Consider the following 14,245-nt stretch of genomic DNA (forward strand, 5'->3'; position numbering starts at 1 on the left):
ACCATCTCCGATCGCGGCGGAGTACTGAATGCTCGCTACAATACGACGGAGTGATGGCAATCAGATGAGCGCCGTCACGTTTCCCATTTAGAGTGGAAGTGAGTTCAAATCGTGGACTACACTCCGATCAACCTTTGCGAAGTGATGCAAAATGGATGCCTTGATGAATTCGCCTGCTCAGCGTTCTCTCCGCAACTCCAGGCGTTTGCGCGTGGCGATCTACGCACCGCATTTTGCGGAATATTCCTACCGGCTCGCATCGGGATTGGCGCATCATTGCGACGTCCGCCTCGTGCTCAACGCCAAGGACGCGAACCAGCAATGGGAACTTGCAGATATCGCCGTAGCCGCGCCCTTCGAGACACGCATCCGCGACCTGAGCCTGCGCCGCGGCGGCGCGATCGGCATCCCCGCGTCCTTCATCGACATAATATCGTTTCGTCCGGACGTGATTCATTGTCACGAAGTTCCGGAGATCTACACGTCCAAGCTGATCCAGCTGCTCCGTCCGCTCGCCATTCCCCTGGTGCTGACGGTTCACGATGCGATTCCGCATTCGGAAGGCGGCTCCGGCACCTCGCCGCGTGAAGATGCCTGGCGTGAACGGATGCGCGCAGCCGCATCTGTCGTCACGACGCATGGCGAGAGCTGCACCGCTGATTTTCGCCGTGCCTCGCCCGACTTCAAGGGCGAGGCAGTTTCCAGCATGCACGGTGTGCTCATGGTTCCGCCGGCCGGCGGCGCACTCACCGAGCCGGAATCCGCGCGGATCCTGTTCTTTGGACGGATGTGGGCCTACAAGGGTCTGGACGTCTTCATCGATGCGATCGACATATTGGCCCAGCGCGGCGTGGCCCATGAAGCCATCGTCGCCGGCCGCGGCCCCGAGATGACACGGCTTGGCGCGCGCATGGAAGCGATGTCGACGGTCAAGACCATCAACGCCTATATCTCGCCCGCGGATACCGGACGGCTGTTTCAATCCGCCACGGTGGTCGCCCTGCCCTATAAGGATGCAACACAGAGCGGCGTGCTTGCATCCGCTTACGGCAATTCTCGTCCCGTCGTTGCCAGCGCCACCGGTGGCATTCCCGACGTCGTCACGGACGGCATCAACGGGCTGCTGGTTCCTCCCGGCGATGCCACGGCACTAGCCGACGCACTCGAACGGGTGCTGACTTCAAAACCTCTCGCCGCGACATTGACCGAAGGCGCACGGCAGACCGCGGCCGGCCTCTTGAACTGGGACCGCATCGCCGAGCAGCTGCTCGGGTCCTATCACAGGCTCGCCGGCCGGACCGTGAGCTGACCGCGACCCGGCGATCTCTCATACCGATTGCTCGATCTGGCGTCGAAAGAACATGCCGCGGATTGCGCCGTCCAGCAGGCGCCGCAGCCTGACCTCGATCAACTCATAGCTGATCGCGCTCGCAACCAACGACATCACCAGCCCGAGCCCGATGAAGGCAGCCCACAGCAGCCAGCGATCGACGCCGGCGGCGACCAGCTTCAGGCCGATCACCTGCAAAGGAAACAACACGAAGGGATGCACGAGATAGAGGCTGTAGCTGATCTTGCCGACATATTGCAGCGCCGGCGCGCTCAGAGCCTTGCCGAAGCCTGAATCCGGAGCGAGCACCATGCCGAACAGCAGGAAGCCGGGAATGAGCCCGACGAAGGGGTGAAACAGCACCAGGCTTGCATACAGGGCGGCCGCGCAAGCAAGCCCTGCGAGCAGGCCGAGACGCCCGGGAATGGAGATGCGAAATCCGGTCGCGCTGAACAGCATGCCGATGCAGAAGAACGCGGTGATCGGCCAATGCATCAGGCAGGCCAGACCCAGCAGGATCAGGGGCGCCGCCAGCAGCCTGCCGCCTGCGCGCCACATCGAGAATGTCAGCGCAAACCAGATGTAGAACGCCCACTCATAAGTCAGCGTCCAGGCGTTCTGCTGGGCAATCGGCAAGCCGAGTGCGTCCTGCACGAAGAACAAATTGGCCGCAAAGATGGCGAGATAGCTGGTCAGGTCGATGCCGCGGAAGAACTTGTAGGCCACGATCGGCCCGATCGCGAACAGCGCCAGATGCAGCACGACGAACACCGGCATGATGCGCAGGACGCGATCGAAGAAGAACCGCGGCAACGACCCGTGCCGCACCAGGCTCGCCGGGATCAGGAAGCCGCTGATCATGAAGAACAGCTCGACACCGTGCCCGCCCACATTGATTACCGATTGCAGCCAGGACCACAGCGGCGGCAAAAAGCCGGGATCCGGGATGTCGTACATGCCCCCCTTCGGCATGTCGTAGAAATGATCCATCAGCACGCTCAGCGCCGCAATGGCGCGAAGGCCCTGGACCGACGGAACGAACGATCCGTCGTAGGCTGCGCCCACCTGGTGGGGTGCCTTGATCACTCCGCGGCACCCTGGGTGCTGAGCGCGGGCTCGAGCACCGCCTTCTTTCGGCGCACCGAACGGAACCGGTGCCCGAAGGCAATGCTGGGCTTCTCTACGAAAGTGAAAGTCATCCAGCTGACAAGGATCGACAACGCCAGGATCAAGCCCAGGAAGATCGACCATCCCAGCGGCCCGTCGCCGAACCAGACGAGACGATGGACGAACACGATCACGAACGGCGACATCAGGTAGACCGAATAGCTGATCACGCCGACGAACGCCATCGGGCGCCACGCCATCCTCTCGCCGAACACGGCAAAGCCGATGAATACCAGCGCCGCGCAGACATAGGCGGCTCCGATCGAATAGCTGTAGAAGAAGTTCTCGTGATAGACGCCCCCGAACCGCCGATCGGACAGCGTGGCGGCGAAGACCGCGTACAGGAGCGTGCAGACGGCCACATGGCTCCATCGCAGCTTTCCGCCGATGACGGTGTCGCGGATGATCTTGCCCAGGAACATCGCCGACAGGTTCAGCCCGACCTCCATCACCGAGGAGACCGCCCTGTTCTCAACAAACAGCGCAGCGGTGGTTCCGATCAGGGCGGCTGCAACGACAATCGTCACAGCGGTGAAGCGCTGGTTCAGCAGCCCCATCGCAAAGAGAATGGTGCATCCGACATAGAACAGCAGCTCGATCGCCAGCGTCCAATAGAAGACCCAGAGATTCGGCACGTTCACAAAAGTCTGCAACATCGTCACGTTCGCGGCGATCTGCCCCAGCGGATAGACCTTCGAGTCCATCAGCTGCATCGTCACGAGCCCGACAACGAGCGAGGTCCAGTAGGCCGGGTAGAGCCGGAAGAAGCGGCTGATCGCAAAATCCCGCACCGGCGTGGCGCTGTCCGGGAAGCTGAACGGAATGACGAAGCCGCTGACGAAGAAGAACAACACGACGCCGAACCGGCCGAAGTTCATATAGTAGCCGAACACATCGTGGATGGGCCAGTAATAGGCACCGGTCGGGTGCTTCTCGACGATGATCTCGAAGACATGCTGGACCAGGACCGAGAGCACGGCAATGCCGCGCAACGTGTCGATGAATGCGAGCCGCTTATGCATTATTCGTTCTCACCTGCTTCCGCTCGCCGCCGGCATATCCGGGCGGAAGCCTTCCAATGACGGCATCGGCGGCCGCATGACGATGGGCACGGTCTCGACGCCGCGCGCGGAGGTCGCACGCCGCGAGAATACCTCGCTGAAGCTCAGTGCGATGATCAGGAGTCCGGACGCCGGGCCGTAGTTCAGGACGGTAATGGTGAAAAGGTTGACGATAAAGATCAGCGTCAGCTTGTACACGTCGGTCGCTCCGAACGTCGCCCGGAACACCATCACCATGAACGCGACGAACGGCAGGCCGAACATCAGATAGGTCCCGATGTAGAAATTGTCGACGGGCACCCAATAGGCCGCGAGCGGCGAGAACAGCTGCTGCGGATAGTTGAAGCAACCCGCACCACAGCCTGTCACCAGCCCGACCGGCATCAGCTGGGTCAGGTAGATGAACGGCTTTTGCCAGCTGTTGTTGATGCGATCGAGGATGCTGAAAAGGGTCGAATGCGGCACCGCCGCGGTGCCTGAAGCGACCACGATCATGAAGAACGGCACGAAGATCGAGGCATAGGACCACAGCGCAATGCTCCGGATCGCGGGGAAGCGCGACCTCTCCGGCAGCATGCGCACGAGTACCAGCAGGAGAAGGTAGAGCACGAGGACGATCATGGTCGTCTTGCTCGTGGTCAGCTTGGTGGCATAGATTGCGATGGATCCGAACAGGAGACACCAGGTGGTGCTCATGCGAATGGACGTGATTGCGAACGACACCAGAATGAAGAAGGCCGCCATGGTATTGTCGGCGGCAAAACCCATGAGGCGCTGGTCGTCACCGCCATAAGCCCACCACAGCCTGCCCGCCTCGCGCACCGCGCCGAAGGACTCGTATTTATAGCCCACCCAGGGCATCAGGTAGAATTTCGTCAGGAAGACGCCGATGACCGAGAGATAAAAGGTCACCGCGATGACCGACAGCAGCTTCCGGTACGAGCCGAGGCTCGAATCGCAGAAGCAGAATCCGACGAACACGGGCAGCATCATCTTGAAGGACGAGACTGCAGCGTTGACCGTCCCCAGCATGAAATAGCCGAGCACGAGTGACAGCATGATCTGCACCAACACCAGCAGAGCCAGGGTGCTGCGATTGCGCAGGATGCAATGCACGAAGAACTGGATCAGACATAGAAACGCTATGGCGTCGGGCAGGTACCAGAGCCCGTTCAAGTGGTAGATGCTGGTGTAATAGCGGATCATGCCGCCAAAGGCGTCGCGGACCAGATAGGCCCCCAGCGCGATCGCCTCGATGTTGAGGCTGATCAGCGTGATCTTGGGGCGATGCAGCGCGAGGATCGTCATGTCCGGCTCAGTTCGTCTGCCGCGCGGGCGACGCGGAGAAACCGGACCGGCCTCCAAGGACGTTCCGCATCAGCCTGCCACCGGGGATTTCGACGTAGAGATAAGTGAAGTGGGACACCGCCAGCACGGCTGCCAATGAGACCACGAGGTTCAGCGTGGCCGGCAAACCGGCGAAGACCGAATCGAGCGCGGCGATCCGCCCTGCCCCCACGGCTCGCACGAAATATTCGGCGAGCAGCACCACGAGCGCGTGCACCATATAGATCGAGTAGGAACGTTTGCCGAGCCAGACCAGCGGCTTCGCCACCAGCATCCGCGGCACCAGCAGCGCATCCGGAAAGGCCAGCAAGCTGCCGAGGAAGATCGCGAACGTCACGGGCGCGAGGAAGGTCGACGCAGGGCTGCTCTCCGCCAGGGAGACGAGAGCGATGCTGGCGATCATGGCGGCGAATTGCAGCATACCCTGCACGGCAGGGCCCGGCCTGGCCGGCAGACGATCGACGATCCTGACCGTCAGCACGCCCAGAAAGAAACTCACGAAGCAGCGCAGGATGCCGAAGTCGGTCTGCAGCCCGAGGCTCCTCTTGTCGAGCACGAAGATGATGAAGACCAGGCTTCCGACCGCAAGCGCGCCGCAGAGGACGTAGAACAACAACAGCGAACGCATGCGCTGGGCAAAGAGCACGATCAGGCCGAACACCAGATAGGTGTAGAACTCGACGCTGATGCTCCAGCTCGGCGCATTCCAGCTGAGATAGTCGACGAACCCCATCGAATGCAGCAGCAGGACGTTGAGAACGAAGGAATAGGCATTGTTCACCTCAAACGCCGCCGGCGCAGCCACGACGACACCCGCCATGACCAGGCTGATCCGCAGGAGGCGAAACAGCAGATTTGCCATCAGCATGACGATATGCAGCGGATAGACCCGCGCCAGGCGCCGCGCCATGAACTCGCGCAGCGAGAATCGCCCGAAATCGCCCTCGACGTAGCTGAGCGACATGACGATCCCGCTGAGAACGAAGAACAGATCGACCAGCAGCCATGAGCTCCTGAAGAACGAGCAGTTGATCCACGCATTGTGCGGGAACGCCGCGAGGAACGTCGGCATCAGCAGGAGATGGTGGATCACCACCGATGTCGCGGCGATCCCCCGAATGCTGTCGAGCGGCAGAACATGCGCCTTCTCACGATGAACCAACTCCGTCACATCAACATTCCCAACTATTGCATCGCAGCAGTGTGTATCAGGACTTGCACGTGTTCAATCGCTGCGATCTCGGACTCGCATTCGACGCATGACGATCGACGATAATTTCAACGCTCGCAGTTCATTCGGACATGCGAGCGCCAAGTTCACGCCACTTTTTGCCTGAGACCGCCGTGCGTCGGCGCGCAAATCAATTCGGGCGCGATGATCGCGAGTATTTGCGTGCAAAGTGTGCGCGAAATTCGACGCTGTTGCGATCAAGGCCAGCGCAACGACTCTGATTTTACTGCATGCCGACGTCGCACATCTCGCACCGATAATTTTTCGCGGGCGGGAACTAATGACGAGCTGACCGCTTGTGTCGGTTTTGCGACGCGCGGTTGCAACATCCGAACGCGCAAACGCATGTTATGTTTTCAGGTTGCAACATTCCTAGGCGCGCGATGCCGATCTCGCATGCATTGCATCTCCTCGTTTTGCAACCGATCGAAAAGCAGGCAATGCATCTGTTGTCGTCGATCACGCGCACGACTTTTGCGTCGCACAAAAATTGACACAGTTACCTGCCAGGTTTCGCCTGTTCTCCTATTGCAACAGGCGAGGAAGAAGGGACACGGATGGGCTGCGGACCAACAATTCGTCATGCAAGGCCACGATGGCTAGCGATCGTCTTGGCAGCTTCTGCCTTGATCGTGGCGAGCATCGGAGCTTGCCGCGCCCAGTGCGTCGAATTTTCGGATCGTGCCTCGCAGCTCGAACTCGACACGTTCGTGAAATCGCCCTCCTCGCTCCTGGAGCGGCTGCGCAATGACAAGGACAAGCTGAGATTTCGGCTCGCTACCTACATCGCCACGAACCCGTCGGTGTTGCCGTCCGTGCAGACGCTCATCTCGGCCTCGGCTTCGAGCGATCGTTCGGCCATCGGCGCCGCGCTGAGAATTGCGGAAGGACGATGCACGTCGACGAAGCCTGACGCCGCGCGCAAGATCAGGGATTTCACGCAGCGGATCGGTGATCTCAACGTGCAAGCGGGTTATTCCGCCGCAGGAGAGGACACCTCGGGCGTCCAGCTTCAATCGCAAGACAAGAGCAAGGCGCAACCGGCCCGAGGCGGGGCCCTGCTCGACGGCGAATGGAAGACCAAGCTCGCCAACCCATTCAAGCCCGTCCCCCTTCCGAACTGATCAGCGATCGTCAAAAGGCAGCGAATTAGACAATGTATCAGCCCAGAGAACATTTCCAGTCGGGACACAGATTCGGCATCGAGTTCGGCGGGGCCGTCCTCAGCTTCGAGCGCGTGGCCGACGTCCTGCGCCGGCAGTGGCCGATCATCGCGGCGTGCACGGGAGCTGCACTGGCTCTGGTGCTCGTCTATCTGGTGACGGCGCAACCGATGTATACGGCGAATGCCCGTATCATGATGGATACGCGTCAGGCGCAGGTGCTGGACAAGGACAGCAACGCCAGCAGCGCCCTCATCGATACCGGCTACGTCGACAGCCAGGTCGAAGTCATTAATTCGGACGACCTGATTCTCTCGGTGGTCCGTCGCCTGAAGCTGACGGACGATCCGGAGTTCAATGGCTCCAACCCGGGCCTGCTGTCCATCGTCCTAGGCAAGGTCATGTCGCTGTTCAGCTCCGGCGAGCCTGCGTCCCAGGAGCGTCTCGAGCACGCCGTGGTCGAGCAGGTTCAGAAGAACCTGAGAACGGAACGCATCCTGACGACGTATGTCTTGTCGATGAACTATCGCTCCAGAAGCCCTGACAAGGCCGCCAAGATCGTCAACGCCATCGCCAATGCCTACCTCGTCGGCGCCCTGGAAGCCAAATATCAGTCCACCAAGCGGGCAACCGAATGGCTTCAGCAGCGCAGCATCGAGCTGAGCGAGCAGGCAACGGCCAGCGACCGCGCCGTGCAAACCTTCAAGGCCGAGAACAACATCGTCGGAACCAGCCGCGGCCTGATGTCCGAGCAGCAATTGTCGGACCTGAACACGCAGCTGGTTCAAGCGCGAGCGGCGACGGCCGAAGCCAAGGCTCGTCTCGACCGAATCAACGCGATCTCCGACCAGGATGTTGCGCAATCGACCGTGACAGACGCTCTCAACAACTCGGTCATCACCCGCCTGCGCGCCCAATATCTCGACCTTCAGGCGCAATATGCGGATTGGTCGCGGCGCTATGGCAAGCAGCATCTTGCGGCGGTCAATCTGGCCAACAAGATGGAGGAGCTGCGCAAGAACATCGCCGACGAGCTGCATCGGATCGGAGATGCCTATCGCAGCGACTATGAGATCGCAAAGAGCCGGGAGGCATCGCTCGAGAAAAGCGTGAAGGAACTCGTCGCCCAGGCCGGCGATAGCGGCCAGGCCGCAGTCAAGCTGCGCGATCTCGAAAGCGCCGCCGACACCTATCGCAACCTCTACAACAACTTCCTCGAGAAGCTGCAAAGCGCGACGCAGAATCAGAGCTTCCCGCTCAGCGAGGCGCGCCTCATCAGCACCGCCACCAAGCCGGATCGCAAGAGTTCGCCGCGCACGGTCCTGGCGCTTGTCGGAGGTCTCGTCGGCGGCCTCTGCCTCGGCTTCGGCGTCGCATTTGGCCGTGAAATGCTCAGCGACGTCTTGCGGACCCCCGCCGAGGTCGAGGAGGAGCTCGGCGTCAAGTGCCTCGGCGTCCTGCCGGATATTCGACCGCCGACGGCGGCCGGCGCGCTGCTTTCGACGTCAGGCAAGACAGACTCACCCGATCTGTCCCGCTACGTCGTCGATCATCCATTCTCGCGGTTCGCCGAGACCTTGCGCAACATCAAGGTGTCGATCGATGTTGCGCGCCTGACCCGCGAGATCAAGGTGATCGGCATCGTGTCCTCCCTTCCCAAGGAAGGAAAGACGACGGTGGCGGCCAACTTCGCGCAGTTGATCGCCCTCACCGGGCATCGCACGGTCCTGATCGACGGCGATCTGCACACGCGTTCGCTGACCCGGGAACTCGCGCCCAACGCCAAGAGCGGCCTGGTGGAGGCCCTCGCCGACCCCGCGAGCCTCGGCTACCACGTGCAGCGAAGCAAGGAGACGGGACTGGATTTCCTGCCGTCCGTCGTGGCCTCCCGCATGGTCAATTCGGCCGACGTCATCGGGTCGAAGGCGATGGCCGAGCTGCTCAAGGTGCTGCGAGAGCACTATGAATACATCGTGATCGATCTTGCCCCGGTGATGCCGGTGGCGGATTCCAAGGCAGTCAGCCTCCTGATCGACGCCATGGTCTACGTGATCGAATGGGGACAGACGACACGAAGTGCGCTTCAGGAATCGGTTTCCGGGTCGGAAGTGCTCCAGAAGAAGCTGCTCGGCGCCGTGCTCAACCGCGCCAACCCGAAGATGCTCAAGCGCATCGAGGCGTACAAGGGCAAGCACCACAACAGCTATTACGTCGAGCATGCCTAGACGGCGCGCCCTGCGCCCAGAACTGTAACGACCTCAGGCCCGCTGCCAATTTCGCAGCGGGCCTTTTTCGTATCTTCCTTTTTCGTGTCTTGCGGAACTGTCGCTGAGAGGCGATCACTGCGCCTTCGCGCACGAAGCCGGGGATTGCGCCACGCGTACCGGAGGCTGAGGCCTCCGTATTCGTCCGGAATCCACAACTTGCAGTTATTGCTCTAGCCAAAAGCAAGGATTGACGAAGGCGGTGGTCCTGAGGACAGTACGCCAATTGGCAATCATCTCTCGATAAGACGAGACAATCCGGTCTTCGATGCTTCAAAATGCCGAAACTTTGGGCATCTTTCTTTCTGAGTTCCCTGAGGCTAACCTCGGCTCATATTTGTAGTTCTTTTCCGGCGGGCTCGGAATGCTGATCGTCCTGACGATTTTGACTATTTGGGTCCTGCTCAACATCCTGTTCGTGTTGATCGTGGTTCCCCCACGCAAATCGCGTCCGCAGCCGATGGCGACGACGCTTGCACCTGCGCCTATCGACCCCAGCCAACGGGACATCGAGCAGGACGAACCCTTCTCGATCCGTCATGTCATCGCCTCCGTCGCGATGGGGGCCTTTTTCGTGCTGGTGCCGCCGTTGCTCGCGTTACGCGATGCGATCATGCGGCTGTTCGGAAGGTCGTCGCGCGACGGAACCTGATCGCTCGAGCCTGCGGTTCCGGATCGGCATCGCGCAGCTAATAGGCTTCCTGGAACATCACTGCGGATGCGGTGCGGGCCATGATCTTCAGATCGAGCCAGATGCTCCAGTTGCTGACGTACCAGACGTCGTACTCGACCCGCTTCTCCATCAGGTCGATAGTCGGGGTCTCACCCCTGAACCCGTTCACCTGCGCCCAGCCCGTCAGGCCCGGCTTCATGTGGTGCCGGTAGACGTATTTGCTGATGAGCTCGTCATAGTAATTGTCATGGGCCAGCGCGTGCGGACGCGGCCCGACCAGTGACATATCCCCGCGCAGCACGTTCCAGAGCTGCGGCAATTCGTCAATGCTGGTCATGCGAAGGAAGCGACCGATCTTGGTGACGCGGGCATCCCGCTTGGTCGCCTGGGCAATCGTTTCGCCGTTCTCGGAAACGGTCATGCTTCGGAACTTCCAGATCTCGAACGGCCTGCCGTTGAAGCCACGGCGCGACTGCCGGAATATCACGGACCCCGGGGAATCGAGCTTGATCAGCACCGCAACGGTCAGCAGCAGCGGCGTCAGTATCACCAGCGCGAATGCGGCCACGCCAACGTCGAGGCAGCGCTTCTGCAGTCGTTCGAGAATCGTGAGAGGCGGCCGCTGGATTTCGACCGCGACGGTTCCACTGACCGGCAGAAACGGACGGGCCACGAGATCCGCGACCGGATCGTCCGGCAACAGGCGTATCGGCTGTGGGACTGCGCGCAAATACGGACTCAGCTTGCGGAGCATCGGCAGCTCGTTCCAGTCGATCGCAAGCAGGTATTCGTCGACGTCGGCCGAGCGCGACTGACGGATCACGTCGCGGATCTGCCGCTCCCATTGGCCGTCGTCCCGATCGGCGCCGAGCACGAAATGGCGCATGACATCGAAGCCGTTCCTCCGCAGGTCCTTGAAGCGGCTGGAGGTGAAATCGAGCGGCTTGAGGCTGAGCAGGATGACCTTGCGATCGACCAGCCGGCTTCTCGCAAAGCTCGTGCCGAACACCGCCTGCCAGACGAAGCGGAGACTGATCAAGCCAAGTCCGCCGATCACGGCGAACACGATGACGGTGCCGCGGGACAGATTATCCGTCGATTTCAACAGGAAGGCCGCAACGGCGAGGATCGTCAGCGACGTCAGCCAGATAAACACCGCCTTTCGAAGTTGCCACACGACGTTGAGCAGGCGGTGCGTGGCATAGACGTCCCGGAAATAGGCGACCGCGACGAACACCACGCCGACGAACAACCCCGCTCCCACCGAAGCCCCATCGGTGGGCGAGGCGACGGCAGCGCCGTACAGCGAAGCCCCGGCGGCGTAGCTCAACAAGATCAGCAGAAAGTCAGCAGCCATGACGACGATCTGAAATGGCCTCTGAAGAGAGCTGCCGCGCGTCGACGAAAGCGTGTGAGCGTTTTCAGAACCATAAGTTGCAACGGCCATTCGAACCTCTGTCAATCGAGAGAGTGCGTGACGCTCATCGTGATGCTGAAGACTCGTCAACTTCCCCGCACGGAAAGTGTTGTTTGATCGCAGCGAGATTGTGGCGCTGCACGCAAAACTTTTGCGGCGCACGGATGATGCGCGATGTTGAAATGCGCAGCGAAATTCGGCGCGCTGAAAATCTCGTCACAGTGATGACATACGAGCGAACGCGTTGCCCTATTTTGAATCAAGTTCCACATCCTAAGAGTTGGTTGATCGTCGCGCGGAGCGACTCCTCGCTCATCTTTCAGGCATGCAATCGATCGATGACGCGCGATGAATCATTTGCGAGAATTCCGACAGATTGCTATCTGGGCGTGCGTAGCGATATTCGTCAGGCATGCATCTTTGCCGCGCTCTCGCCTTCAGCGATGCATTCGCGCGGGCCGATCGCTCGCGCTGTCCGTCGACGAGGGGTGGGCAAAAATTTCCGCGCCCTTCTTTTGGCGTGATCGAGCCGGAGAACAGGGACGCTCCGTCGCCGAATGGGATGGGAGCCCTCCGGTGCCGGCGACTTGGGGAAAGTTTTTCGACGACCCGATCGATTGAGCCCCATGATATCTCTCGCCCGACCACGCCCGCCCGCCCCCAAGCCGCAATTGCCGGAGGGAGTTCGCATCTATGCGATCTCCGACATCCACGGATGCGCGCATCTGCTCCAGCCCATGTTGCGGGTGATCGACGCCGACGTTGCCCGCAGCCGGCCGCGCTATGCGATCGAGGTCTTCATGGGGGATTACATCGATCGCGGCCCGGATACGCGCGCAACGCTCGACGTCCTGGTCGAACGGAGCCGGCGGGGCAACGCAGTCTTCCTCAAGGGAAACCACGAGGCATTTCTCGTGAGGGTGTTCGAAGATCCCTCATTGTTCGAGGATTGGATTGCATTCGGTGGGACCCAGACGCTGATGTCCTACGGGCTCGCCCCACCGAACCTGAAGCGGGACGATCCGGCATCGATATTGCGCGATTTGATTCGGGCAATGCCGACCCCACATCTGGAATTCCTGGACAATTTGCGGTTGAGCTTCAGTTGCGGAGACTTCTTCTTCGTCCACGCTGGCGTTCGCCCGGGCGTTCCGCTGGCCGAACAAACGGAGCGCGACCTGCTCTGGATTCGCGAAGAGTTCCTGCGGAGCGAGGAGCAGTTCGACAAATATATCGTGCATGGTCATACGCCGGTCCGCAGCGCCGAATTCCTGGCGAACCGCGTCAACATCGACACCGGCGCCTATGCGACCGGCAATCTCACCCTGATGAGCATCCAGGGAAGCCGCATGCTCGCGGTGTAAGGTGGCGACGATCGCCTGCCACTGACGCGCGAGGCGGGCATCGCAAGGGCGGCCGGGTGAATCGGCAACCGGTTCAAACCCTAGTTGAGCAACGGCGCTTTCTCCGGCCGCGCACGCGTCTGCGCCATCCAGTCGCTCCAGGCTCGTTCGTGCTTGATGTAGAGTTCCACCCAACGTTCGCCGTGCTGGGCCTGACGAATGCGCGCCGCTTCGCCCAGCAAGTCGGTGTCCGGCTTGTCCAGTGTTTCGAACTCGATGGTCTCCGAGATCGTCAGACCAACGAGCACGCGCTGTCCGGCGCCATCCACGATGTAGCGTCGCGGAGCGTCCTTCTTGGGCTCGCTCATGTCATCATGCCCCGTCGTTTCAGTGAAGCTGGATGCCGGCAGCGAATTGGACGACATCTAGAAGGCTCGTCGCCCGTGGCCGAACGTTGAGGTGGGTTGGGACGTTTGGGTTGAGACGCCGTATGCATTCGCGCCGTTTCGTTGGACGCGCCAAGCGCGCAGCGCATATCCAAAGATGAGGCCAGCGCCGGAAATGGTAGCGGAGACAAACGCAGAAGTCATGGAGTCGCCCTGGATAGTCCGCCTCTCATCAAGAGCGAGCAGTGTGTCGACATCATGGTTCTCGATCCCTCATGGGCGCCGAAAGATTGTTCAAAGCTGGATCACTTGCGTGCATGAAGCATTCTTGTCTCGACCGGCGACGATCACCGAACGCTCTGTATAGCGACCACTCTCTATAAGAGAGCAGGACGCATTCGCGGCTCGGCCGCATATCGGCCGACCAGACGTGCCACGCTGGCCTTATCCGCGACGAGGAATTTCGAGCAAATCGGTCGAGCCATGCCCTTGCAACCATCCGGCAGCCGACGCATTATTTCGCATCGCATTTCAGAGGGATTCAAATCCAATGAACTTCCGGACCCTTATTCCATCCATTGCCCTGGCCGCCCTTGGTCTCAGCCTGACCGTCTCCGCCGCGCCGGCCGCCGAGCTCGCGCTTGCTCCCTCGCATCGGGCAGCCGCGGTCCAGGGCGGGCTCGTGCTGTGGGACGACGTTTACCCGCCAGCGGTCTATGGTCCACAGCTCCGCCCGGTCGAGGAAGTCGCAGCCATGAAGGCGCAGGCACGGCCCGTATCCCAGCGCTGGTGGGGATATTGGTACGTCCGGTAAGTTTCGATTGCGCTCGGCTGAGCCGAGCCAAGCTGCCTGACAACTGCCG

General features: G+C 60.9%; 13 protein-coding genes. 7 read left to right on the plus strand and 6 right to left on the minus strand.

From position 1 onward, the window contains the following. Positions 1-211: 211 nt before the first annotated feature. Positions 212-1,309 (plus strand): glycosyltransferase family 4 protein, encoded by a 1,098-nt coding sequence (locus tag SE92_RS16275; protein ID WP_245324601.1) that lies wholly within the window; start codon positions 212-214, stop codon positions 1,307-1,309. Positions 1,310-1,327: 18 nt separating this feature from the next. Here SE92_RS16275 and SE92_RS16280 read toward each other — a convergent pair whose 3' ends face one another. From SE92_RS16280 to SE92_RS16295, 4 genes are read right to left on the minus strand one after another with little or no spacing between them, the layout of a single operon-like run. Then, on the minus strand, positions 1,328-2,416 hold the full coding sequence (locus SE92_RS16280) for an acyltransferase family protein (protein WP_063196677.1): 1,089 nt from the start codon (positions 2,414-2,416) through the stop codon (positions 1,328-1,330). After that, complete coding sequence (locus SE92_RS16285) at positions 2,413-3,519, minus strand: acyltransferase family protein (RefSeq protein WP_063196678.1); 1,107 nt, start codon at positions 3,517-3,519, stop codon at positions 2,413-2,415. The genes SE92_RS16280 and SE92_RS16285 overlap by 4 nt, the downstream gene beginning before the upstream one ends. Positions 3,520-3,528: 9 nt before the next feature. Next, positions 3,529-4,866 carry a hypothetical protein gene (locus SE92_RS16290; protein ID WP_063196679.1) on the minus strand — a complete coding sequence of 446 codons (1,338 nt, stop codon included), beginning with the start codon at positions 4,864-4,866 and terminating at the stop codon, positions 3,529-3,531. A 7-nt stretch (positions 4,867-4,873) separates the two neighbouring features. Further along, positions 4,874-6,076, minus strand: a complete 1,203-nt coding sequence (locus tag SE92_RS16295) for an acyltransferase family protein (RefSeq protein ID WP_245324603.1) — start codon at positions 6,074-6,076, stop codon at positions 4,874-4,876. 671 nt (positions 6,077-6,747) lie between these two features. Here SE92_RS16295 and SE92_RS16300 point away from each other — a divergent pair. The 3 genes from SE92_RS16300 to SE92_RS16310 all read left to right on the plus strand — a co-directional run bounded on the left by SE92_RS16300 (position 6,748) and on the right by SE92_RS16310 (position 10,215). Then, complete coding sequence (locus SE92_RS16300; protein WP_245324605.1) at positions 6,748-7,260, plus strand: hypothetical protein; 513 nt, start codon at positions 6,748-6,750, stop codon at positions 7,258-7,260. A 32-nt stretch (positions 7,261-7,292) separates the two neighbouring features. Beyond that, the gene (locus tag SE92_RS16305) at positions 7,293-9,524 is read left to right on the plus strand and encodes a Wzz/FepE/Etk N-terminal domain-containing protein (protein WP_063196681.1); all 2,232 of its coding nucleotides are present in this window, start codon (positions 7,293-7,295) and stop codon (positions 9,522-9,524) included. A gap of 403 nt (positions 9,525-9,927) precedes the next feature. Continuing rightward, on the plus strand, positions 9,928-10,215 hold the full coding sequence (locus SE92_RS16310; RefSeq protein WP_063196682.1) for a hypothetical protein: 288 nt from the start codon (positions 9,928-9,930) through the stop codon (positions 10,213-10,215). Between the two features lie 37 nt (positions 10,216-10,252). Here the strand turns inward: SE92_RS16310 and SE92_RS16315 are convergent, their stop codons facing one another. Then, the gene (locus SE92_RS16315) at positions 10,253-11,683 is read right to left on the minus strand and encodes an undecaprenyl-phosphate glucose phosphotransferase (RefSeq protein WP_063196683.1); all 1,431 of its coding nucleotides are present in this window, start codon (positions 11,681-11,683) and stop codon (positions 10,253-10,255) included. A gap of 83 nt (positions 11,684-11,766) precedes the next feature. On the opposite strand from SE92_RS16315, the gene SE92_RS35870 reads away from it, so the two are divergent. Further along, on the plus strand, positions 11,767-12,177 hold the full coding sequence (locus tag SE92_RS35870) for a hypothetical protein (RefSeq protein WP_157095495.1): 411 nt from the start codon (positions 11,767-11,769) through the stop codon (positions 12,175-12,177). A gap of 102 nt (positions 12,178-12,279) precedes the next feature. Next, positions 12,280-13,017 (plus strand): metallophosphoesterase family protein, encoded by a 738-nt coding sequence (locus tag SE92_RS16320; RefSeq protein ID WP_063196684.1) that lies wholly within the window; start codon positions 12,280-12,282, stop codon positions 13,015-13,017. 80 nt (positions 13,018-13,097) lie between these two features. Here the strand turns inward: SE92_RS16320 and SE92_RS16325 are convergent, their stop codons facing one another. Beyond that, positions 13,098-13,421: a hypothetical protein gene (locus tag SE92_RS16325; RefSeq protein ID WP_349510040.1), complete on the minus strand. Its 324-nt coding sequence runs from the start codon at positions 13,419-13,421 to the stop codon at positions 13,098-13,100. Between the two features lie 511 nt (positions 13,422-13,932). Here SE92_RS16325 and SE92_RS16330 point away from each other — a divergent pair. Beyond that, positions 13,933-14,196 (plus strand): hypothetical protein, encoded by a 264-nt coding sequence (locus SE92_RS16330; protein WP_063196685.1) that lies wholly within the window; start codon positions 13,933-13,935, stop codon positions 14,194-14,196. The last annotated feature ends 49 nt before the right edge of the window (positions 14,197-14,245 follow it).

Origin of the sequence: Bradyrhizobium sp. AT1, from assembly GCF_001590795.1 — a bacterium.
Classification (GTDB): domain Bacteria; phylum Pseudomonadota; class Alphaproteobacteria; order Rhizobiales; family Xanthobacteraceae; genus Bradyrhizobium.

Excerpts from the sequence above, each read along its gene's own strand:
- SE92_RS16285 (WP_063196678.1), bottom strand. The coding sequence starts at position 3,519 with ATGCATAAGCGGCTCGCATTCATCGACACGTTGCGCGGCATTGCCGTG.
- SE92_RS16290 (WP_063196679.1), bottom strand. The coding sequence starts at position 4,866 with ATGACGATCCTCGCGCTGCATCGCCCCAAGATCACGCTGATCAGCCTC.
- SE92_RS16325 (WP_349510040.1), bottom strand. The coding sequence starts at position 13,421 with ATGTCGTCCAATTCGCTGCCGGCATCCAGCTTCACTGAAACGACGGGG.
- SE92_RS16305 (WP_063196681.1), top strand. The coding sequence starts at position 7,293 with ATGTATCAGCCCAGAGAACATTTCCAGTCGGGACACAGATTCGGCATC.
- SE92_RS16315 (WP_063196683.1), bottom strand. The coding sequence starts at position 11,683 with ATGGCCGTTGCAACTTATGGTTCTGAAAACGCTCACACGCTTTCGTCG.
- SE92_RS16320 (WP_063196684.1), top strand. The coding sequence starts at position 12,280 with ATGATATCTCTCGCCCGACCACGCCCGCCCGCCCCCAAGCCGCAATTG.
- SE92_RS16310 (WP_063196682.1), top strand. The coding sequence starts at position 9,928 with ATGCTGATCGTCCTGACGATTTTGACTATTTGGGTCCTGCTCAACATC.
- SE92_RS16330 (WP_063196685.1), top strand. The coding sequence starts at position 13,933 with ATGAACTTCCGGACCCTTATTCCATCCATTGCCCTGGCCGCCCTTGGT.